The sequence below is a fragment of the Azospirillum sp. Marseille-Q6669 genome (assembly GCF_965111635.1).
Window position 1 is genome coordinate 542,548 of record NZ_CBCOOP010000004.1, and the last position, 21,489, is coordinate 564,036.

Sequence of the window (21,489 nt, forward strand, 5' to 3'; positions counted from 1 at the left end):
TGTTTCCCGGATGCGGCGGCTGAAGGATCGCCGGGAAAGGCGTCCGCTCAGCTCGTCTCAGGCCTGCTCAAGGAGCAGGGTGTTGCCCGAATCGCTCGGATTGCTTTTGAGCACGAAGCGGCTGACGCAGCCGAGATTGTCGGTGATGCTCCAGTGCAAGAGATTGTCGTAGAGCCCGCTGGAGGTGTCGGTGCGCAGGTAGCGAACCCCCCGCATCATGTTGGCACCGACGCTGATGTTGATGTTGGTTGCCGGATCGACGTTGGACGGCAGATGCCCGATGTCGCCCAGCGTCAGCGACGTCACATCGTGGTGCATCGCCATCCCCATGAAGAAATTGCTGTCGTTCTTGGCATACGCCCACACCAGCTTGGGCGTGGCATAGCCCTGTCCGCTAAAATAGTCGGACATGATTTTGAGATTGTTCGGAAGCGTCCAGTAATAGACGTCCACGTCGACGTACTTTCCCTTCGCATATTCGTAATTGTAAGGATCGTCGCGGCGCGCGGCCAGTTCGCTGACGCGAATGGCATAAGGACGCTGCGGGCAAATGGTGATCTTGGACTCGAAGCTCACATTGCCGTCATCGTAGTGCGTCGTATAGGTCTTGCCGTTGTCGAGCGTGATGCGAGCCATGAACTGATAGTTCTGCAGCGGCGTGACCGACGTGCCGCAGCGGATGTAGCGCGTGATCGAATCCCAGGTCTGCGTCCGACTGGACGCTTCCCCATCGTTCAGCGAGCGGAGCGAGGCCGAGTAACCCTGCCCCCGCAGTCCCGAATCATATTGATTCTTGTTCGTGTCGCACGACCAGCCCGAGGGGAGGGGGGCATTGATGTCCGAGGAGTACATGCACACGGTGATGCTGTTCTTCTCGCTCTGCGACAGCGGCACGGTGGTGTAGCTTCCGGTCGAGTCATCGTAGACCTGTTTCTGCACATTGATTGCCACCGAGCACTGCTGGTTGCCATTCGCGTAGATCTGGTCCGTGTAGCCCTCGTTGGCCCCGATGACGGTGATGGTGAAATACTTGATCGAATACGTCTTCATGAAACGAATCCTTCTTATCAGAGGGCATCGGACGTGATCGAGAAACCGTACAGCGGCTCCTTGAGATCGGTGTGGGGTTCGATGCGGAATTTCCCCGACAATCCCTCCGAAATGCTGGTAACCGTCTTCAGAAGTATTTCCTTCGCCTCATGACTGAACATGAAAAAGAACTGGTTAGCAGTTGGGTAATTTCTGTAATACAAAACCACCGCATTTTGCAGAGTTTTAATGAATTCGCCGGGATTGGGGATGGACGAAAGATCCTTGACGCTGCACAGATTCTGAGTCAACGCGCCATCGGCACTGATTATGTCGATGTAGCGATGCTCCAATTTGGGAATGAACACGCCCCCGTCCCGGGTTTCGAGCAGGATGCTCTCGTAGGGCTCGTGCTGCGTCAGGAAGTACGGGATGTTGAAGCGTATCAGATAGCGGTCGTTGCCGATCTTGCAGGGAACGCACTCCACATTCCGCTGCAGGCAATGCACTCCACCGATCCACCCCGGTCCCGCCGCATTCCGGAACAGGGAGTCGACCACTCCCGATCGCAGTATGATCATCGCGCCTCTCCATCGTGTGATTGTTAGTGTTCTACGCAGTATTACAAATGTATTCGATGTCTTGACGTTTCCAAAGATGAGCATAACTTTGATAATTATCCGCGAAAAGGCGGAATCTTTCCTGCTAGGATTCTTTTTTATTTCTTCGATGTCTTTGTTGAAACTTATGAATACAACAGCATTCCCTGCGCATCGGATGCCGCAGCGCACCATTGGACTATCCACGCTTGGCGCTTCACTTTTTCGCCCGGCATGTCACGTCTCGGCCGCCAACCCGGCTTCCCACCGCTCTCCATCCACAGCCGCCTCGACGGCCGGAGAGTCGTGAACCAAACCCAATGGGGATCCAGGGAACATGTCGAGAGCGTCATGAAAGCGCCCGAGACACAGGCGCAGCTCAGGCAACTCGTGGGTTGCGCAAAATCGGCCGCACCGGAACCGTTGCTTCAGCGCCCGAACAATGCCAACAAACCGTCGCCAAGGGCGCCGCGCCATGCGAACCGGTCGTGCCCGGCGGCATAGTCGCGATAGGCGACCTTGTAGCCTTTGGCCTCCAGCACATCCCGCAGATGGCGGGAGCTTTCAAGGATGCCGATCTCACCGTCGCTTCCGGTTTCAAACAAGCCGGCACTGAGGAAGAAGCGCACCGGACGACGATCGCGCGATGCCACCAGACCAGCCATATGTTCCGGACGGTCCGCCGACGCGTCGGCCGGATGCCACCAGAAGGAGCCGGACATGGAAAGCGCGTTTCCGAACCGCTCCGGATGGGCCAGCGCCGCGGACACCGCCGCCAGTCCACCATAGCTGGACCCGGCCAGAACCGTGCGGTCGGGGCGGGAACGGATGCCCATCCGCTCTCTCAACCAGGGGAGAAGCTCGTCGGCGAGCATCGCGGCGAAAGCGGGATTGGCCGGCAGTTCGCGTTCCCGTGCTTCGGCCGTAGGGTTGGCAATGAAGACGGCGATGGTCGGCGGCAGGCGGCCATCGCCGGTCAACTGGTCGAGCATCATCGGGACCGGCGCGTGCCGGTCGAGATAGTCCGGCCCGTCGAACAACAGCAGCAGGACGGTGTCCTTCCCCTTCGGATCGACGCCGGGCGGCGCGTAGACCGCGACGTCGCGCGTGTTCCCGAGGGTGCGGCTGGTGAAGCGTTCGGCGATGAGCCGCCCCGCCGGTTCGATCCAACCGCCTTCCAGTCCGGGCTGGAGCGGGGCGCCAGGCAGTTCCACCAGGGAAACCTGATTGTAGGGGTCGGGTGCGTCCACCGGCCAGGGATGGCGGTTCAGGGGATCGGCCTGAAGCTGCGCCAGGATCGCCATCCGGCATTCGCGGCAGGTTCCGGGAAAGTCCGGCACGTCCGGCGCGATCTGGTAGGACAGGCGGGTGGAGGAGGGGACGATGAAGCTCTTGTACCAGACGTCGCTCCGACCCAGCCGTTCAAGATTTTCATGGTTGGAGGTCGGACCGCCGAGCAGGCGCACATTGCGGCGGGCGCCCCGCGCCAGGAAGGTCATCATGACCCGGTCCGTTCCCGTCGCGCCCATCATCGGCTCTACCAAGGGCGTGCCGCGCCGGGCGATGTCCTGCCAGAAGGCCTCGGTTCCGCCGCCGTTTTTCACCGTTTCCGCCAACGCGGCGATGGTTGGGCTCAGATGCCCCTGAAGGACGGGGTGCTGGTCGACCACGGCGATGCGGCGGGTCAGCGCCAGTCGATAGCTTCCGGCCCCACGCAGCGTGACCCGCAGCGCCGCGGTGCCGGGTCCAGCGACGAAACGGAAAACCTCCCGTCCCGCCGTGCCGTTCAGCAGCAGCCGGACAGGGCGTCCGTCCCGGTCGATCAGCCGCAGCTCCGCCGCGTCCGTTCCGGAATCGAGCACGCCTTCCACATAATCGCCATCGTCGAGGTCCAAGGGGTGAACGGCGCTGCGCTCCATGCCGGACACGGGAACGTCGAGGAGCAGAGGGGCGCCGTCCGGCACCCCGGTGCAGGCGTTCAGAGCCGTCATCACCATTCCTATGAGCATCAGGCGCCTCAATCGCCCTTCCTTTCCGCCGAACGCCCCACGCCCCAAGGGCAGAAGGGAAGGGGAGGTCCACACCGTCATCCACCCACCGCGGCACGGACCGGTTCCACGTCAGCCATCGCCGTGGCGATCACCCGGTCGAGCAGGGGGCCGACGATCCGCAGGGACGCCGGGGCGATGATGTCCTCGTGCGAGCAGTGGGACAGGCGATGGACGGACAGGCGCCCGACGCGGCCCGTCCAGCTTCCCTCGGGGTCGATGTCCGGCGGGATCGACTTCTCCGCCACGAACAGCGTCAATTCGCCGTCGTAAACGGGGGTGCGGGCCTTCGAGAGAACCCGGACGGCGTCCTTGTAGTTGCCGAAGATGTGACCGAACATCTCCACCTTCTCCCGCCGCAGATCCTCGTCCATCACGTCAGCCAGGGCGTCGCCGAGGAACTGTTCCTGCTCGCGTTCCGCCGCCTGATCGGCGTCGGTGCGGCCAAGACCGCTCCAGTCGTGGGCCTCCGCCGGATAGGTGTCGAGCAGGCCGAGGAAGTCCACCCGCTCCCCCATCCGCCGTAGCCGCACCGCCAGCCCATAGGCGACCGTGCCGCCCAGCGAATAGCCCAGCAGATGGTAGGGACCCTTCGGTTGCACCTCGCGCAGGATGGCGAGCTGGCGGTCGCACAGCTCGTCGAGGTCGGCGCTGAGCGCCAGCGGACCGTTGGGGCGCGGCGATTGCAGGCCGACGATGGGCCGGTCGCCGCTCACGTAACGCGACAGCACGCTGTACTGCCAGGACAGGCCGGACCCCGGATAGAGGCAGATCAGCGGCGGCCCCGCCCCGTCGCGCAGGCGGATCACCGGCGCGAAACCGAGATTCTCCGGCTCGTCCCGCCCGCCCGCTTCGGACAGCAGGGCGGCCAGCCGGGCGACGGTGGGGGCGACCATGATCTGGCTGACCGCCACCGGCTGACCCAGGTCGCGGCGGATGCGCGCCGCCAGCCGCATCGCCAGCAGCGAATGGCCGCCGATGGCAAAGAAATCGTCGTCCGCGCCGATCCGCTCCAAGTCCAGCAGTTCGGCGAAGATGGCGGCCAGACGGCTTTCCAGTCCCGGCGCCGGTGGACGGCCCGACGAGCCCGCTTCGGCGCCTATCGAGGGCAGGGGCAGGGCCTTGCGGTCCAGCTTGCCGTTCGGCGACAGGGGCAGGGCGGCCAGCGTCACATAGGCGGCAGGCAGCATGTGCGGCGGCAGCCTGTCTTGCAGGACGGCGCGGAGGGCCGCCTCGTCCAGCGCATGGTCCATCGCCGGGACCAGATAGGCGACGAGTTGCCGCCGGTCCATGCCGGGGTCGGATGCGCCACCGCCCAGCTCCGCGGCGGTCACCACCGCCTGGGCCACGCCGGGCAGGGCAGCCAGCACGCTTTCGATCTCACCCAGCTCGATGCGTTGGCCGCGGATCTTCACCTGATGGTCGGTGCGGCCCAGATACTCGACCGCGCCGTCCGGCAGCCAGCGGGCGAGGTCGCCCGTGCGGTACATGCGCCGTCCCGGATCGAAGGGATCTGCGACGAAGCGCGACGCGGTCAGGCCGGGCCGTTCGAGATAGCCGATGGCGAGTTGGTCGCCGCACAGATACAGCTCCCCCACCGCGCCCGGCGGGACCGGGCGCAGGGCGTGATCGAGGATGCGGAGCTGCGTGTTCCACACCGGCCGGCCGATGGGAACGCCGCCGTCCCCCTCGATCCAGGCGCCCGAGGCCGGGCAATAGGTGACGTCCACCGCCGCCTCGGTCGGGCCGTAGAGGTTGTGCAGCGCCGCGGCGAAGCGGTCGGTGAAGGCGCGCGACAGGCCCCGCCCCAGCGCCTCCCCGCTGCAGAAGACGCGGGTCAGGCTGGTGCAGACCGCGGCATCGGGGCCTTGGCTTTCGATCACGTTGGCGGTGAAGAGGGCCAGCATCGACGGCACGAAGTGGATCGTGGTGATGCGGTGATCCTCGATCAGCCGGACCAGAGCCGCCGGGTCGCGGTGGGCCTCGGGCGGCGCCATGACCAACCGGGCCCCGACCAGGAAGGACCAGAAGAACTCCCACACCGACACGTCGAAGCCGCAGGGCGTCTTCTGCAGGATCGCGTCGTCCGGCCCCAGGGGATACTCGTTCTGCATCCACAGGATGCGGTTGACGATGGCGCCGTGCGACACCGCCACGCCCTTGGGCCGTCCGGTGGTGCCGCTGGTGTAGATGATGTAGGCCGGGTGCTCCGGCGTCAGCCCGTCCGCGAGCACAGGCGCTTTATCCACCGCCCCGCCGCCCTCATCGACGAACAGCACCGGCACCGCGTCGCCGAACTGCGGGCGCGAGGCCGCGTCGGTCATCAGGACGCGCGGGCGAGCGTCGGACAGCATGAAGGCCAGCCGCTCCACCGGGTAGCCGAGGTCGAGCGGCAGATAGGCCGCTCCCGCCTCAATGACCGCCAGGATCGACAGGCTGAGGGACGCGGAGCGCGGCACGCCCACCGCCACCACGTCACCGGGACGCACCCCAAGGGCGCGCAGCCGCCCGGCCAGAGCGGTCACCCGCCGCCGCACCGCGCGGAAGGTCAGGCTTTCCAATTCATCGACCAGCGCGACGGCGTCCGGCGTGCGCGCCGCCTGCGCGACGAGGAGGTCGCGCAGCGTGGTCCGGGACACCGCCCGCGCGGTGGCGTTCACCGCGGCGAGGTGCCGCCGCTCCCCCTCCGTCAAGGTCGGCAAGGCGGCCACGGGCGTCTTGGGATGGCGGACCAGCGTGGTCAGCAAGCCGCAGACCCGCTCCGCCAGCGCCGTCGCGTCGGGGACCGCGCCGCGGTTCTCCACCAGCAGGGTCAGCTCCCGGCCCGGCAGGACCAGCAGGGCCAGCGGGTAATGGCTGTAGCCGCGGTTGTGGACCCTGGAGACGCGGACGCCGCCGAGGTCGAGGGACTCGCATCCGCTGTCCGGGTAGTTCTCCACGACCAGCAGCGTGTCGAACAGAGTGGCGCCCCCCGCCATCGTCTGAAGCTCCGACAGGCCCAGGCCGTCGTGTTCCATCAAGGCGATGTGGCGCTCCTGGATGGCCGGAAGCTGCTCCCACAGCGGCCGCGCCGGGTTCAGGGCGACCCGCACCGGCACAGTGTTCAGGAACAGGCCCACCTGCTCCTCGACGCCAGGAACGGCGGCGGAGCGTCCGGAGACCGGCGTGCCGAACAGCACGTCGTCACGCCCCGCCAGATTGCTCAGGACAAGCCCCCACACCGCCTGCATCAGCGCGTTCAGCGTCAGCCCCTCCGCCCGCAGCCGGGAGAGGAGGGCGTCGGTCAGCTCCGCCGGCAGGGCCAGTTCCGACTCCTCCATCGGCGCGTCGCCGCCGGACCGGGCCGGATCGAACAGGACGGTCGGGGTGGCCCCGGCCAGGGCCGCGCCCCAGGCGTCCCGGCTCGCGGACAGGTCGCGGGCCAGAAGACCGTGGACCACCGCCGGATAGCCGATGGACAGGGGCGTCAGCGCATTGGGACCCTGTCCGTAGGCGGTCAGCAGGTCGCGCAGCAGCAGCGGCGTCGACCAGCCGTCGACCACCAGATGATGCACGGCGATCAGCAACCGATGACGGTCGGGTGCGGTGCGGACGAGGATGGCCTTCACCAGACCCAGGAAACGGTCGGTCGGGTTGGCGCGCTCGGCCGCCGCGGCCTCGATGCGGACCAGTTCCGCGGCTCGGTCTTCCGGGGTCATGCCCGACAGGTCGTGCCGTTCGAAGGGCCACAACCCGGCGCCGCCGTCCGGCAGGGCGGGGATAACTAGCAGCGGTTCGCCGCGCCCGTCATGGTCGAACAGCCCGGCAAGCTGCGGGTGGCGGCGCAGCACAGCGTCGAAGGCCCGCTCCAGCCGCTCCGCGTCCAGCGGCCCGTCGAGGTCGAGCGCGGTGAAGGCGTTGTAGGCGCTGGCCTTGCCGCCGAGCTGGCTCTGGAACAGCATGCCCTTCTGCAAGGGCAGCAGCGGCACCGCCGCCGCGACCGGGCCGTGACGGACCGCCAGCGCCGCCAAATCGACGGCGGGCGTCGCCGTGGCCGTCCGGCGTTCGGGAACCAGCGCCTTCAGGGCCAGCGCCATGCGCCGTGGGTCGCGCCCGGCGAAGACGTCGCGCGGGCGCAGCTCGAACCCGTGGGTGCGCAGCGCGCTGCCCAACGCGATGGCGCTGATGCTGTCGCCGCCGAGCGCGAAGAAATCGGCATCGGCGCCGACCATCGGCAAGCGCAGAACCGTCGCCATGGCGCGGCAGAGCAGCGCCTCCGCCGGGGTGGCGGGGGCAGCGCCGCCGGCCTCCGCCGCCGGGGCGGGCAGACGGGCGCGGTCCACCTTGCCGTTGACGGTCAGCGGGAAGGCGTCCAACACCACCAGCGCCGAGGGCACCATGTAGTCGGGCAGCTGCTCGCGCAATCCATGCAGCAGATCGCGGGACGTCCGATCCGCTCCCTCCGCCAGGGTGCAGTAGGCGATCAGCCGGTGGCTTCCGTTCACCGCCTCCGCCACCACCAGCGCGCCCGACACGCCGGGCAGGCGGTGCAGGGCGGCCTCGACCTCCGGGATCTCGATGCGGTAGCCGCGGACCTTGATCTGGTGGTCGGCGCGCCCGATGAAGTCGATCTGCCCATCGCCGGTCCAGCGCACCAGATCGCCGGTCCGGTAGAGACGCCCGCCCGTGCTGAACGGATCGGCGACGAAGCGCTGGGCGGTCAGTCCCGGACGGCCCACATAGCCCGCCGCCAGACCGGCGCCGCCGATGTACAGCTCGCCCACGGCGCCGACCGGCAGCGGGCGCAGCCGGGGGTCCAGCACATGGACCCGCACATTGCCGACCGGGCGTCCGACCACCGGCCGTTCCGCCGCCGTGACGGGCGCGCGCAGCGTGTCCACGGTGTTCTCGGTCGGGCCGTAGAGGTTCACCGCCATCAGGTCGGCATGGCCGCGGAGGTCCGTCCACAGGGCGGGGGAGGCCGCCTCGCCGCCGATCAGGATCAGCGTCGGCTGGTGATGGCCCGGCTCCATCAGGCCGCAGGCCAGCATCTGCGCGCAGAAGGAGGGCGGCAGGTCCATGGCGTCGATGCGCCGGCTCCTCACTTCCTGCACCAGCGCGTGGGCGTCGCGCCGCATCACCTCGTCGAAGACGTGAAGCTCCTGGCCCAGCAGCATCCAGAAGATTTGCAGCCAGGAGGAATCGAAGGCGAAAGAATGGGTGTGCGCGGCCCTCAAGGCCCGCGCGCCGTGGTGCCGTCGGGCGGCCTCCAGCGCTGGCCCGTAGACCGTCGCCGTGTGGGACAGCAGCAGGTTCAGAAGCGCGCCGTGGGTGTTCATCACCCCTTTCGGGCGCCCGGTGGAGCCCGAGGTGAAGATGATGGTGGCGATGTGGCCCGGTGTCAGCGGCGCCTTGCGCTCCGCCGCCGCGATGGGTCCAGCGGGCAGGGCGGCGCAGGCGGCCAGCAGGTCGGCGTCGTCCAGGCACAGCGCTTCCAGCCCGGCGGGCAGCCGCCCGGCCACCGAGGCCCAGGTCAGCGCGCAGCGCGGCCCGGCGTCCTCGCACATCATCGCCAGCCGCTCGGTCGGGTAATCGAGGTCCAGCGGCAGGTGGGTGGCGCCGCTCGCCAGCACGGCCAGCATGGCGACCACCGCGTCGGCGGAGCGCGGAACCGCCACCGCCACCACGTCGCCGGGACCGACGCCGCGCGCGATCAACAACCGCGCCAGCCGCGACACCGCGCCCGACAGCTCCGCGAAGGTGATGCGGGTGTCGCCGAACACCAGCGCCGTGGCCTCCGGCGTCTCGGCGGACTGGCGGTCCAGAACCTCCACCAAGGTCGCCGGGCGCTCCGGCGCGGCGAAGACGGGACCGCTGGACCAAGCGGCGATGGCCGCGTCCTCATCGGCGTCCATCACCGGCAGGCCGTCCAGCGGAGCGCCGGTCACAGCGGCGTCGAGCAGCCGGACCAGGCGTCGGGCGTGGCGAGCCAGTTCCGCAGCGTCGTAGCGCGTACGGTCGGCGCGCAGCTCCAGCGCGATGCCGCCGCCGCGGGTCATCAGCCCGAACTCGAAGTCGTCCACCGGACCCGTCGCCAGATGGTGGGTGATCGCCTCCACACCCGCGAAGTCCAGGTCGTAATCGAACAGGCGGTAATTGACCACTGGGCCGTAGAGCGCCTTTCCCGATCCGACCTGACCCAGGTCGCGGGGGATGCGCTCCGCGTCGTAGCGCTGGTGCCGGCGCGCCTCGCGCAGCGCGGCCCGCACCCGTCCGGCGGCATCGGCCAGCGTGACGGCACCGGTCAGGTCGATGCGCACCGGCAACACGTTGACCACCGGCGCCATGGCATGGACGGCGGCGGAGCCCATGCGCCGCATGAAGGGCACGCCCACCACCGGGCGGGGATCGCCGGACAACCGGTGCAGATAGACGGCGATGCCGGCCATGGTCAGGTCGGCGACCGACACGCCACAAGTCTCCGCCAGCCCGGCGAGCGCGCGGGCCAGAGGGGCGGGCAGGGCGGCGGCGTGGGCCACCACCTCCGACGTCGCCTGCTGCTCGGTCGGCTTGGCGCCCTGGACGGAGAGGGTCAGCGGCGCCGAAAAGTCCCGGCACAGCCCGCTCCAATAGGCGCGGTCGCGGACCAGCGCGTCGGATGCGAGATAGGCCGCTTCCTCCTCCGCCACCGCGGCGACGGAGACGAAGGGGCCGGGGGCCGGCGTCCGCTCCTGCATGGACGCGCCGTACAGATCCGCGATGCGGCGGGTCAGCGCGTTGAAGCTGTAGCCGTCCAGCATAATGTGGTGGTAGCGCTGGTACCAGATCCAGCGCGGCGCGCCATCCGCCCCGGTGACGTCGAACAGGATCTGGCGGCACAGCGGGCGGTCGCCATCGGCGGGCAGATCGCCGGCCAGATCGTCGGCCATGACCGCGCGCGCCGCCGCCTCCGGGTCGGTGGCCGCGCTCAGGTCCATTCGCTCCGGTTCCGCCGCAGCCTTGCCGCCACCGAGAATCTGGACGACGCGGCCGTCCCGTTCGGCGAAGCGTGCGGTCACCGTGTCGGCCTCCGCCAGCCCGTCGCGAATGGCCCGCGACAGGCGCGCGGCGTCGATGGGACCGTTCAGCTCGATGGCGTGGGCGATGACGTAGGCGTTCTTCCGGGCCGCGACCTGATCCGCCAGCCAGATGCCCAGTTGCGTGCCCAGCAGGGGGATGATGCGCATGGCCCTGTCCTCATGAATGCTCTGAAAAAGCCGTCAGGCGGCGGCGGGGGTGAGGTCGGTCCAGGCGGCCTCGATGTGGTCGAGGCAGGCGGCGCGCCCGGCGGGGCCGAAGACAGCGGTCCAGCCCTCTGGCACCGCGGCGAAGCACGGCCACAGGCTGAATTGGCCGGCATCGTTCGCCAGCGCCAGGAAGTCGTGACGCTCGTCGTCGAAGGGGTTCACATACTGGTCGGTGGTCATCGGGTAAGTCCCTGAAATGAAGTGGCTAGCGCCCGAGCGTCGCTCCGCCGTCCACCAGCAGGTCGGCGAGCGTGATGTGGCCGGCGGCGGGGGAGGCGAGGAAGACGACCGTCTCCGCCACGTCGCGCGGCGTGGCGAGCTTGCCGAGCGGAATGCCGAGCTTGTGCTGCTCGGGATTGCCCCGGATGGTCTGCGCCGCACCGTCCGGCCCGCCCCACAGCGCGCGCTGCATGGGCGTGTCGGTGGAGCCGGGGGAAACGACGTTGCAGCGCACGCCGTAGGGCGCCAGTTCCAGCCCCACCGTCATGGTCAGGCTGGTCAGCGCGGCCTTCGACGCGCCATAGGCGGCCATGCCGATCCGCGGCACATGGGCGGCGTTGGACGACACGCTGACGATGGCGCCGCCGTTCCCGCCGCTTTTGAAGGCCGGGATCACCGCCCGCATCATGTGGAAGGGACCGGCCACGTTGACGGCGAAGCTGTCGCTCCAGTCGGCGTCGGTCGTTGCCTCCACCGGTCCCATGCGCAGGATGCCGGCGACGTTGGCCAGCGCGTCGATCCGCGTGCCCTCGGCAAACAACGCCTCGCAGGTTCCGGCGACCGCGTCGGCGTCGGCGATGTCCAGCGTCACGGCGCGGTAGGGCCGCTCCCCGCTGTCGTGCCAGCGGCGGTCGAAGGCGACGACGATGGCGCCGCGGGCGTGGAACAGGTCGGCCACGGCCCGCCCGATCCCTTGCCCGGCGCCGGTCACCCAGGCGGTCCGGCCCGCGAAGTCCGTCATGCCGCGACGCGCCCGGAAGCGGCCAGCCGGGGCTCGATCAGCGCCCACCAGCCGTTGATGCTCGGCTGCGCAGCCAATTCGGCGAAGCCGACCTCGACGCCCGCGGCCTTCCAGCGGTCCACCACCTGCATCACCGCGATGGAGTCCAGACCGAAATCCATCAGGTTGTCGTCGTCCCCCGGCACCTCGTCCAGCGAGGCGAGCAGGATGCGCCGCAGCCCGTCCTTGCTCAGCACCGCCGCGGGGGCGGCCAGCACACTGTCGGAATGGATCGTCCGCCCGGCGTTGCGCGCGACGTAGCGCAGCGCCATCATATGATCCTCGCGCGAGAAGTCGGCGATGGCGTCGGCGATCAGGAAGGGCTTGATGCCGCGCATGAAGGCGTCCAGCGCCGTCTGCATCACGCCGATGTGCGCGTAGATCCCGCAGATCAGGAGCTGGTCGCGCCCCGCCTCCGCCATCATCTCGGCCAGCGGGGCGCGGAAGAAGGCGCTGTAGCGCCATTTGGTCAGCACCCGGTCGTCGGCGTCCGGAGCCAGCGGGGCGACGATGCCCGCCAGATCCGGCTTGGCCGTCAGGCCCGGCCCCCACATATCGTTCAGCAGGCCGCGGTCGGCGTCGGTCTGCACCGGCGGCTGGGCCGTGTAGACGACCGGCACGCCCAGCGCCTTCAGATGGCGCTTCAGCCGGACGATCCGGTCGATGCAGCTGACAATGGCCGGGTTCGCCGCGCCGTAGAAGCCGACGAAATAGTCCTGCATGTCGTGGATCAGCAGGACCGCACGGGCGGGGTCGACGCTCCAGGACACCTTGTCCTGCGGCAGGTCCGCCGCGGTGGGCAGGGCGTAGGGGGCGATGGATCGGATGGTCATGATGCGGTCGTTTCCATGAGAACGTTGTCTTGGCGCGCCCGCTCGCGCAGGGTCTGCTTGTCGACCTTGCCGACGGCGGTCTTGGGCAGGTCCCGGACGAAAACGAAGCGGTCGGGCAGCTTGAAGTCGGCCAGCCCCTGGCCGCGCAGGAAGCGGCGCAGCTCCGACGGCTTGGTGCCGGGCGGGGCGATCACGAAGGCGCAGGACCGCTCGCCCATCAGCGCGTCGGGTATGGCGACGACCGCGGCGTGGCCCACCGCGGGGTGGCCGGCCAGCAGGTCTTCGACCTCCTGCGCGTCGATCTTCTCGCCGCCGCGGTTGATCTGGTCCTTGTTGCGTCCGCAGACGACGAGGTTGCCGCCCGGTGCCAGGCTGACCAGATCGCCGCTGCAATAGAAACCCTCGGCGTCGAAGACGCGGGCGTTGTGCGCCTCGGCCTTGTAATAGCCTCGGAAGGTGTAGGGGCCGCGGGTCCACAGCTCCCCCACCGCGCCGGGCGGGACCGGGTGGCCGGCGGCGTCGAGGATGCGGATCTCGTCGTCGGGGCTCATCGGGCGGCCCTGGGTGTTGACCACCGTCCAGGGATCGTCGTCGAGCCGCGTGTAGTTCACCAGCCCTTCCGCCATCCCGAAGACCTGCTGGAGACGGCAACCCAGCCGTTCCGGCACCCGCTCGGCGACGGCGGGGCTGAGCTTGGCGCCGCCCACCTGGACAACCTCCAGGCTGGACAGGTCCCCGGCGCTGCCTGCGGCTTCCAGCCAGACCGACAGCATCGGCGGGACCAGCGCCGCCCAGGTGACGCGGTGGCGCGCGATCAGCGGGAAGCAGGTCGCGGGGCCGGGGTCGCCGGCCATCACCACCGTGCCGCCGGCGTGGAACACGCCGAGCGCGCCGGGCGAGCTGAGCGTGAAGTTGTGCGGCGCCGGCAGGGCGCAGAGGAAGCAGCAGGACCCGTCCAGCCCGCAGATCTCGGCGCTGCGGCGGACGCTGTAGAGATAGTCGTCGTGGGTGCGCGGGATCAGCTTCGGCGTGCCGGTGCTTCCGCCGGACAATTGGAAGAAGGCCACGCCGGACGGATCGGCGGCAAGGGCCGGCCCGGCGGCGTCCTCCGCCAGCGCACCGCCGTCGGCCCAGGCGAAGCCGCCGATCCCGTCGTCGGACGGAGCGCCGAGCAGGAGCAGCCGCTCCGGCCCGACCGTCTGTACCATCAGAGCGACCAAAGCTTGGTCCGCCGCCGGCAGCACGGCCAGCGCCGGCTCGATCTGGCGCGCGTAGGCCGTCAGCTCATAGACGCCATGGCTGTTCAGCGCGTTGACCGGCACCACCCCGCAGCGCAGCAGGGCGAAGAAGACCAGATAAAATTCTGCGCGGTTGGGCAGGCGGACCAGCGCGGTGTCACCGGGGCGCAGGCCGCGGGCGCGGAAGGCCGCCGCCAGACGGAGCGACTGGCTCTGCAGGTCGGCGTAGCGGAACCGGCGTTCCCCACAGAGGATCGCTGTGGCCTCCGCCGCCGCGCCCCGGTGGCGGTCGATCACGTCGGTCAGCGGGTCGCCGGTCCAGTAGCCCTTGGCGCGGTAGCGCTCGACAAACTCGGCGGGCCAGGGCGTGAAAGGAATGGTCACGACGCCAGCTCCACCGGCACGTCCGCGTTGGAGGGCAGGGCGGAGCCGACGCCGAACAGGTTCAGCATGGTGGTCAGCTTCGCCGCCGTCTCCTCCCACTCCGCCGCAGGGTCGGAGTCCGCGACGATGCCGGCCCCGGCGTAGAGGCGCAGCCGCCGCCCCTGGACCAGCCCGCAGCGGATGGACAGCGCCCATTCGCCGTTGCCCCGGCTGTCCATCCATCCGACCATGCCGCCGTACCAGTTGCGGGCGTAGCCCTCCAGCCGGTCGATGGCGTCACGGGCGAGGCCGGTCGGCGTGCCGCAGATCGCCGGCGTCGGGTGCAGCGTGTGGGCGAGCCGCAGCGACGACACCGCGGGATCGGCCAGTTCGCCGGTCAGCTCGGTGGACAGGTGCAGCATGGTCGGGGTGCGGATCACGCTGGGGGCGTCCGGCACGGACAACGGGTTGCAATGGGGGGCGAGCGCCGCGCGCACCGCATCGACGACGTACCGGTGTTCCGTCCGGTCCTTCATGGAAGCGATCAGGGCGGCGGTGCGCTGGCGCTCCACCTCGGCGGACGGGCTGCGCGGGGCGGAACCGGCCAGCGGGTTGCTGACCACGGTCCGCCCGGTCTTGCGGATCAGCAGCTCCGGGCTCGCCCCCACCAGGGTCTGTCCGTAGGCGACCGGGGCCGCGAAGACGTAGGCTCCGGGATTCTGCCGCAGCAGGGCGCGCAGCAGGCGGCCCGGCGCGAAGGCCTCGCGCGCCTCCACGTCGAGTGGGCGCGACAGCACGACCTTCTTCAACGCGGTGTCGCGGAACAGTTCAATGGCTTGGGCCACAGCCGCTTCGAAGGCGCCGCGCCCCACCGTTTCCTCGACGGCGTCCAGCGCGACGGGGTCGGGTTCGGCGGCCATGCGGCCGGCGTCCTCGTAATCGCAACACTGGGGGATGAACAGGCGGGCGTGCTGGCGTCCGTCGAAGGGGACGGCGCCGACCAGGATGGGATTCTCGACACCCTGGGCCTTGCGGCGGCGGAAGGCGCGGTCCAGCGCCTCCTCCCACCGGCCATCGGCGAAGCTGCGGTCGTCGAGGGCGACGTCCAGCCGCTCATCCATGCCGTAGGCTTTCAGGACGCGGCCACGCGAGGCGAAGGCGAAATCCGGGTCGGAACGGCCGCCGAGCGGCCGCTCCCCGGCGGGCAGGGGTAGAACGTCCATGGAAACACGAGCCTCCACTGTCCATCCGCCAGCGCGGACGATGTTGACATGGTCGGAAATAGCGCGCCGTTGACGGTCCGGGCGGGCACGGGAATCGCCGCCGGCCTTCTGCCGGGACCGCGAATTGCATTCACGTATATGCAAATGATTCTCATTCGCAATATAGGGTTATGCTTCAGCAGCCGCAAGTATTTTTTGCATTACGGAATATGTTTCTCTCGCTTTCAGGCTCAACCTCCCGCTTCTGCCACCCTCCGGTCGTGTGTCCTGGCGCCCAAGCGGTCGGACAGGCGGAAGACCAGGGACAGCACGACGGGCAGGACCGTCACCGTCACCAAGCTGGAGATCAGCAGGCCGCACAGCACGACCAGCCCCAGCCCGCGGTACAGCTCCGTCCCGGCGCTGGACACCGCCACCATCGGGATCAGGCCGGCGACGGTCGTCACCGTGGTGATCAGGATGGGGCGCAGTCGGCTCTGCAAGGCGTCGGCGATGGCCTCCGCCCCGGACATGCCGTGCGTCCGTCGGTTCACGGCGGCCTGCTCGACGATCAGGATGGGGTTGTTCACCACCGTTCCGACCAGCACCAGGAAGCCCATCATCGTCAGCACGTCGAAGGGCTGGGGCGGGCCGAAGCCTCCGGGCAGGCCGGCGACGAGGTTGTAGAGCCACAACCCGACCAGCCCGCCGCCGATCCCCGTGGGCACCACCGCCATGATGATCAGCGGATAGCCCCAGTGCGAGAAGACGGCGACCAGAACCAGATAGGTGATGGCGAGCGCAAGCAGGAACCCGCCGGCCAGGGCGGAGCGCAACTCGTCCAGCGATCCGCCGGCCCCGGTGATGCGGGTGCTCATCCCGTCGGGAATCACGCCCTCGGCGCGCAGCCGGTCCACCAGATCGGTGCGCACCGCGGCGATGCCGGATTCCAGCGCCACCGACCGCGGCGGGATGATGGTCAGGGTGACCGTCCGGAACCCGTCGATCCGCGCGATGCTGGAGGAGCCCACGGTTTCCCGCAGCTCGGCGAGGCTGGACAGCGGCACCGGGGCGCCGCGGCCGGTGTGGAGCACCAGATCGGCGAAGCCCTGGCGGTCGCGGCCCAGGCCCCCGGCCACCCGCAGATAGATGTCCAGCGTCTCGTCGTTCAGCAGGTACTCGTCGGCGAAGGCGCCGTCCGAATAGGCGCGCAGCGTGTAGCCCAGCTCGGCCAGCCCGATGCCCATCTCACCCGCGCGCTCCCAGTTGGGGTGCAGTTCCAGGAAGGGCTGCGACATGGCCAGAGTGGGCGGGGAGGGATCGCTGTTGACCTGCCCGTCGGGGAACAGATCGCCCGCGCGGTCGAGCACCGTCAGCGCCGTGGCGTAGAGCGTGGTCAGGTCGCCGCCGCTCAGCTCCAGCCGGATGGCGCGGGCGCCGCCGCTGTTGCCGGAGAAGATCGACCCGCGCGCGGCGAAGCCGCGCATGCCGGGAATCGCCCGCATCCGCTTGGTGACGTTGGCGATCAGCGCGTCGGTGTCGGCGGGGTTCATCGGCTCCGTCACGAAGCGGATGAAGCCGGGCCGGATGAAGCTCAGATTGACGCGCAGCGGCGGAATGCCGGTCTCGGCGTCGGTGTCCGCGGCGCCCACCTGACGGCTCAGCAGCGGGTCGATCTGCCGCCAGACCTCCTGCATCGAGTCCATGCTGTAGCCGGGCGGGGCGGCCATGAAGCTGAAGACGGTCGCCTCCTCGCCCTCCGGCAGATATTCGGCGGGTGGCACCATGGTGAGCATGACGGCCACCATGGCCGCGGCGGAGACGGCGAGGATCGCCAGCTCCCGCCGGGCGCTGCGCAGCATCCAGCGCACCGCCACACCCAGCGTGCCCTCCTTCTGCGGAGCCTTTCCTGCCGGGGACGCCACCGACCAGCGCCCGGCGACGACGGGAACCAGGACCAGGGCGGCAAACATCGACATGACGACGGCGCCGGTGATGGCGATGGCGATGTCGGAATAGAGCTGCCCAGCCTCCGCCGTGATGAACAGCACCGGCAGGAAGACCAGGACGGTGGTGAGGGTGGAGGACAGGATCGCCGGCCACACTTCGGCGATGCCGTCCTCGGTCGCGGCGGCCTTCGACTTGCCCGTGCGCAGATGGCGGGCGATGGCGTCCAGCGCGACCACGCTGTTGTCCAGCGTCATGCCGATGGCGAAGGCGACGCCGGACAGCGAGATCACGTTGATGCTGCGCCCGGCGGCCGCCAGGACCAGCAGGGTCGCCAGCGTGCAGACCGGCATGCTCGCCGCCGCCGCCGCGGTCGCCGGGATGGAGCGCAGGAACAGCAGCAGTACCACCGCGGCCAGGACGCTGCCGGCGATCAGGTTGCTCAGCACGTTGTCGATGGACCGTTCCATGTAGCGCACGTCCTCGGACAGCAGCCGCATGGACAGGCCGCGCTCCTTCAGGGCGTGGCGGTTCAACTCGTCCACAGCGTCGGTCACCGCTTCCTTGACGGCGATGACGTTGGCGCCGGCCCGCTTGCCGATGGTGACGAGCAGGGTGGGGCGCCCGTCGGCGAAGGCGACGCTGCGCGCCTCTTGGGTCGCCATGGTCACCGATCCGACGTCGCGCAGGCGGATCGCCGTTCCGTTCTCCCGCGCGACGATCAGATCGGCCAGATCCTCCAGGTCGGCGAAGCGCCCGATGGTGCGCAGGAAGTAGCGGCGCTTGCCGAAGTCGCGGTCGCCGCCGGAGACGTCGCGGTTGCGCGCCCGCACGGCGTCGCGCACCGTCCCCACATTCAGGTTGCGGGCGGACAGTTTCATCGGGTCGAGCAGGATGTGGACTTCCTGCGCCGCTCCGCCGATCACCTCGGCCTTCGCCACGCCAGCCACACGCTCCAGCCGCGGGCGCAGGACGTTCTCGATCCAGTTGGTCTCGCGCTGGATGGATTCTGCGTCGGTGGAGCCGTCCAGCCGCTCGACGCCGAAGAACAGGAAGGGTTCCGCCGTCGCGGATTCGGCGACGATGCGCGGGCGGTCCACCGTCTCCGGATAATCGGTGACCTGCGACAGCGCGTTGTCGATGTGGATCAGCGCCTCGTCGACGGAGGTGCCGGAGGGGAATTCCAGTTCCACCTGACCGCCGCCGAACTCGGCGCCGGAGGACAGGCGGACGAGGCCGGGGATGGCGCGCAGGTATTTCTCCTGCTCGATCAGGATCTCCTGCTCGATGTCCTGCGGGGTGGCGCCGGGCCAGTTGGTTTCCACCATGATCCGGCGCGGGCTGATGTCGGGGATCATCTGCACCGGAATGCGGAAAACCGACACCGCGCCCAGCAGGCACAGGATCAGGACCGACACCAAAGCAGTCAGCGGGTTACGCAGGATCAGGCGGGTCATTGTGACTCCGGAAAAAGGTCCAAGTCCTTCAAGAGAAATCCCCTCTCCCCGGAGGGGAGAGGGTTCATCAACACGCGCTCCGACCCCTCACCCCACCATGTCCGGGACGACCGGCTGGTCGGGGCGCAGGCCCTCGTTGCCCTGGACGACCACCAGATCGTCGGGGCGAAGCTCGGGGCTGAGGATTTCCACATGGTCGCCGGAATGGCGGCCCGTGCGCACCGCCACCGGGCGGGCCACCGCCCCGTCGCCGCCGCGCTGCACCACCCAGACGCGGGCGCTGCCGTCGGGATGGCGCTGCACCGCGTCCGCCGGGACCTGAAGCGCGATCTCCGCCGTTCCGGGCGCCGGGCCGAGCGCGACGCCGACGCGCGCCGACATGCCAGGCATCAGCCGCCCTTCGGGGTTGGGAAGCGCGATGTGGATGCGGAAGCTGCGGCTGACCGGATCGGCGGCGGGCACCACCCGCTCGACCGCCGCGGCGATGCCGGCCCCCTCCGGCGCGTCGGCGACCAGAACGGTGACCGGCGTGCCGGCGGTGATGCGCCCGTGCTGGCGCTCCGGCACATCGACGACGACGCGCAGCGGGTCGGTGACGGTGAGCTGAAGCACCGAGCCGCCGGACCCCACCCACTCCCCGCGCCCGGTGCGCCGTTCGGTCACCACCCCGGCGAAGGGCGCGGTCAGCCCGTGACGCGCCACCTGCTCCCGCTGGATGGCGACGGCGGCGCGGAGCTGGCGGACCTTGGCCTCCTCGATGGCGGCCTGGGCGAGCTGCGTGCGGTAGCGGGACTGCGAGACGCTCTGCACGCCGGCCAGCACCTCGGCCTCGCGGGCCAGCCGCAGGGCGTCGCGCTGCAGGTGCTCGGCCTCGGCCAGGGAATGCTCCAGCCGTTCCAGTTCCAGCCGGGCGACAGTGTCGTCCAGCCGCAGCAGGGGTTGCCCGGCCTCCACCCGGTCACCGGCCTCGACCAGCAGGGCGTCCACCCGGCCCTCGACTTGAGCGGACAGGGCGCTGCTCTGCGGCGACACCAGAGTGCCGGGGAGGTGCTGCGTCTGGCGGACGGGGGCGGCGACCACCGCCGTCACCTTCACCCGCGTCTGGGCGGCGACGGGAAGCGCCGCGGCGAGCAGGGCAGCGGTCAGCAGGATCGGCATGGCGCGGGTCATCATCCGGTTCCCTCCAGGGCAGGGTCGCTCATTGGCGCTCCGCGCATCGTGGTGGCGGTGGCGGTCACGGCGGCGGCGAGCGCCAAGGCCCCCAGGCCCAGCGCCAGGATTCCGACGGCGGGGCTCAGCAGCGTCGCCAGCAGGCCCATGCCGATGGTGCCGGCGCTGTCGCCGAACACGTCCTGGGCGGTCCACAGGCTGTTGACGCGGCCCAGCAGATGGTCGGGCGTGTGGCCCTGCACCATGCTGTATTCCAGGAGCGAGGCGATGGAGGTGGCGTAACCGAACAGCACCAGCACGGGCAGCGCCACATAGAGGCTTCCTGCGGCCCCGATCACGGCGACGCAGGCGAAGGCGCCCATGCAGGCGCCGCCCATCACCGGACCCGGACGCTCCAGCCGCGCGGCCCAGCCGCTGAGTGCCGCGCCCAGCGTCGCCCCGATGGGAACGGCGCTGTACATCAGCCCGGTCTCGAAGGCGCCGCCGCCGAACACCTCCTCGACCAGGGCCGGGAAGAGGATGCGGATGGAGGTGGCGACCGTGGTCAGGCAGCCGAGCGCGACCACGCTCACGATCACCTTGTGGCCAAACAGGAAGGCGAAGGCTTGCGCCATGGCGCGCAGCGGATTCTCCCCGGCTTCGCCCTGCGGCATCATCCGGGGCAGGCCGAGCAGGGTCAGGACGGTCAGCCCAGTGCCCAGCGCCGTCAGCAGATAGACCCAGCCGACGCCCAGCCCGGCGATCAGCAGGCCACCCAGCGCCGGCGACAGGATGGTGGCAACGCGCATCGACAGCATGCCCAGCGCGCGGGCCTGCACCAGATTGGCGCGCCCGACGAGATGGGGCATCGCGGCCAGCAGGGCGTTGACGCCGATGGCTCCGAAGAAGCCGTCCCAGAAGGACAGGGCGTAGATCGCCGGAAGGGACGGGGAGGGCAGCGCCGCGTTGGCCGCCAGCCCGAGGAAGCCCAGGCCGCAGACGCTGCGGGCGGCCAGGATCAGGCGGCGGCGGTCCATCCGGTCGGCCAGCACGCCGCCCAGCAGCAGGCCCAGGAACATGCCGATGCCGTCGCAGGCTGCGGCCATCCCGACCTGAAGGCTCGACCCGGTGAGGGCGTAGACCTGGAGCGGCACCGCCACCGACAGCAGGCCGAGCGCCATCAGCGAGATGGTCCGGGCGATCAGCACGCGGCGGAAATCGGGGTTGGTTCTCAGAAGGCTGAGATCGACGAAAAGGTTCGACAGGGTCATGGGCGGGCCTTTCCGGCACCGGCGCCCGCGGCAACGGGACCGAGGGCGGCTTTCAGACAGCGGACGCGCCCGCCCCCGGAGCAAGCCG

Annotated in this window: 12 protein-coding genes; all 12 read right to left on the reverse strand. The window is 69.6% G+C overall.

The annotated features are described in order from the left end of the window. Window positions 1-57: 57 nt before the first annotated feature. Entirely contained in the window at window positions 58-1,050 is a 993-nt protein-coding gene (locus ACWPXE_RS23890) for a hypothetical protein (protein WP_454019813.1), read from the reverse strand. Between the two features lie 17 nt (window positions 1,051-1,067). Next, complete coding sequence (locus ACWPXE_RS23895) at window positions 1,068-1,610, reverse strand: hypothetical protein (RefSeq protein ID WP_454019814.1); 543 nt, start codon at window positions 1,608-1,610, stop codon at window positions 1,068-1,070. A 446-nt stretch (window positions 1,611-2,056) separates the two neighbouring features. Continuing rightward, window positions 2,057-3,619, reverse strand: coding sequence for an alpha/beta hydrolase-fold protein (locus tag ACWPXE_RS23900; RefSeq protein WP_454019815.1), 1,563 nt, complete (start codon window positions 3,617-3,619; stop codon window positions 2,057-2,059). 95 nt (window positions 3,620-3,714) lie between these two features. Further along, complete coding sequence (locus tag ACWPXE_RS23905) at window positions 3,715-10,881, reverse strand: amino acid adenylation domain-containing protein (protein ID WP_454019816.1); 7,167 nt, start codon at window positions 10,879-10,881, stop codon at window positions 3,715-3,717. Between the two features lie 33 nt (window positions 10,882-10,914). Beyond that, on the reverse strand, window positions 10,915-11,121 hold the full coding sequence (locus ACWPXE_RS23910; RefSeq protein WP_454019817.1) for an MbtH family protein: 207 nt from the start codon (window positions 11,119-11,121) through the stop codon (window positions 10,915-10,917). A 25-nt stretch (window positions 11,122-11,146) separates the two neighbouring features. Beyond that, the gene (dhbA, locus tag ACWPXE_RS23915) at window positions 11,147-11,902 is read right to left on the reverse strand and encodes a 2,3-dihydro-2,3-dihydroxybenzoate dehydrogenase (protein ID WP_454019818.1); all 756 of its coding nucleotides are present in this window, start codon (window positions 11,900-11,902) and stop codon (window positions 11,147-11,149) included. Further along, window positions 11,899-12,774 (reverse strand): isochorismatase family protein, encoded by an 876-nt coding sequence (locus ACWPXE_RS23920; RefSeq protein ID WP_454019819.1) that lies wholly within the window; start codon window positions 12,772-12,774, stop codon window positions 11,899-11,901. The genes dhbA and ACWPXE_RS23920 overlap by 4 nt, the downstream gene beginning before the upstream one ends. Then, on the reverse strand, window positions 12,771-14,396 hold the full coding sequence (locus ACWPXE_RS23925) for a (2,3-dihydroxybenzoyl)adenylate synthase (protein WP_454019820.1): 1,626 nt from the start codon (window positions 14,394-14,396) through the stop codon (window positions 12,771-12,773). Before ACWPXE_RS23925 ends, ACWPXE_RS23920 begins: the two co-directional genes overlap by 4 nt. Further along, on the reverse strand, window positions 14,393-15,598 hold the full coding sequence (locus ACWPXE_RS23930) for an isochorismate synthase (protein ID WP_454019821.1): 1,206 nt from the start codon (window positions 15,596-15,598) through the stop codon (window positions 14,393-14,395). The genes ACWPXE_RS23925 and ACWPXE_RS23930 overlap by 4 nt, the downstream gene beginning before the upstream one ends. A gap of 230 nt (window positions 15,599-15,828) precedes the next feature. Then, the gene (locus ACWPXE_RS23935) at window positions 15,829-18,981 is read right to left on the reverse strand and encodes an efflux RND transporter permease subunit (RefSeq protein ID WP_454019822.1); all 3,153 of its coding nucleotides are present in this window, start codon (window positions 18,979-18,981) and stop codon (window positions 15,829-15,831) included. 87 nt (window positions 18,982-19,068) lie between these two features. Then, window positions 19,069-20,154 carry an efflux RND transporter periplasmic adaptor subunit gene (locus tag ACWPXE_RS23940; protein ID WP_454019823.1) on the reverse strand — a complete coding sequence of 362 codons (1,086 nt, stop codon included), beginning with the start codon at window positions 20,152-20,154 and terminating at the stop codon, window positions 19,069-19,071. After that, window positions 20,151-21,401 carry an enterobactin transporter EntS gene (entS, locus tag ACWPXE_RS23945; protein ID WP_454019824.1) on the reverse strand — a complete coding sequence of 417 codons (1,251 nt, stop codon included), beginning with the start codon at window positions 21,399-21,401 and terminating at the stop codon, window positions 20,151-20,153. The genes ACWPXE_RS23940 and entS overlap by 4 nt, the downstream gene beginning before the upstream one ends. Between the last annotated feature and the right edge of the window lie 88 nt (window positions 21,402-21,489).

What these genes read in the sequence shown, in the direction of transcription:
- ACWPXE_RS23940 (WP_454019823.1), bottom strand. Translation starts at nt 20,154, where the DNA reads ATGATGACCCGCGCCATGCCGATCCTGCTGACCGCTGCCCTGCTCGCC.
- ACWPXE_RS23920 (WP_454019819.1), bottom strand. Translation starts at nt 12,774, where the DNA reads ATGACCATCCGATCCATCGCCCCCTACGCCCTGCCCACCGCGGCGGAC.
- ACWPXE_RS23930 (WP_454019821.1), bottom strand. Translation starts at nt 15,598, where the DNA reads ATGGACGTTCTACCCCTGCCCGCCGGGGAGCGGCCGCTCGGCGGCCGT.
- ACWPXE_RS23910 (WP_454019817.1), bottom strand. Translation starts at nt 11,121, where the DNA reads ATGACCACCGACCAGTATGTGAACCCCTTCGACGACGAGCGTCACGAC.
- ACWPXE_RS23905 (WP_454019816.1), bottom strand. Translation starts at nt 10,881, where the DNA reads ATGCGCATCATCCCCCTGCTGGGCACGCAACTGGGCATCTGGCTGGCG.
- entS (WP_454019824.1), bottom strand. Translation starts at nt 21,401, where the DNA reads ATGACCCTGTCGAACCTTTTCGTCGATCTCAGCCTTCTGAGAACCAAC.
- ACWPXE_RS23900 (WP_454019815.1), bottom strand. Translation starts at nt 3,619, where the DNA reads ATGACGGCTCTGAACGCCTGCACCGGGGTGCCGGACGGCGCCCCTCTG.
- ACWPXE_RS23895 (WP_454019814.1), bottom strand. Translation starts at nt 1,610, where the DNA reads ATGATCATACTGCGATCGGGAGTGGTCGACTCCCTGTTCCGGAATGCG.
- ACWPXE_RS23890 (WP_454019813.1), bottom strand. Translation starts at nt 1,050, where the DNA reads ATGAAGACGTATTCGATCAAGTATTTCACCATCACCGTCATCGGGGCC.
- dhbA (WP_454019818.1), bottom strand. Translation starts at nt 11,902, where the DNA reads ATGACGGACTTCGCGGGCCGGACCGCCTGGGTGACCGGCGCCGGGCAA.
- ACWPXE_RS23935 (WP_454019822.1), bottom strand. Translation starts at nt 18,981, where the DNA reads ATGACCCGCCTGATCCTGCGTAACCCGCTGACTGCTTTGGTGTCGGTC.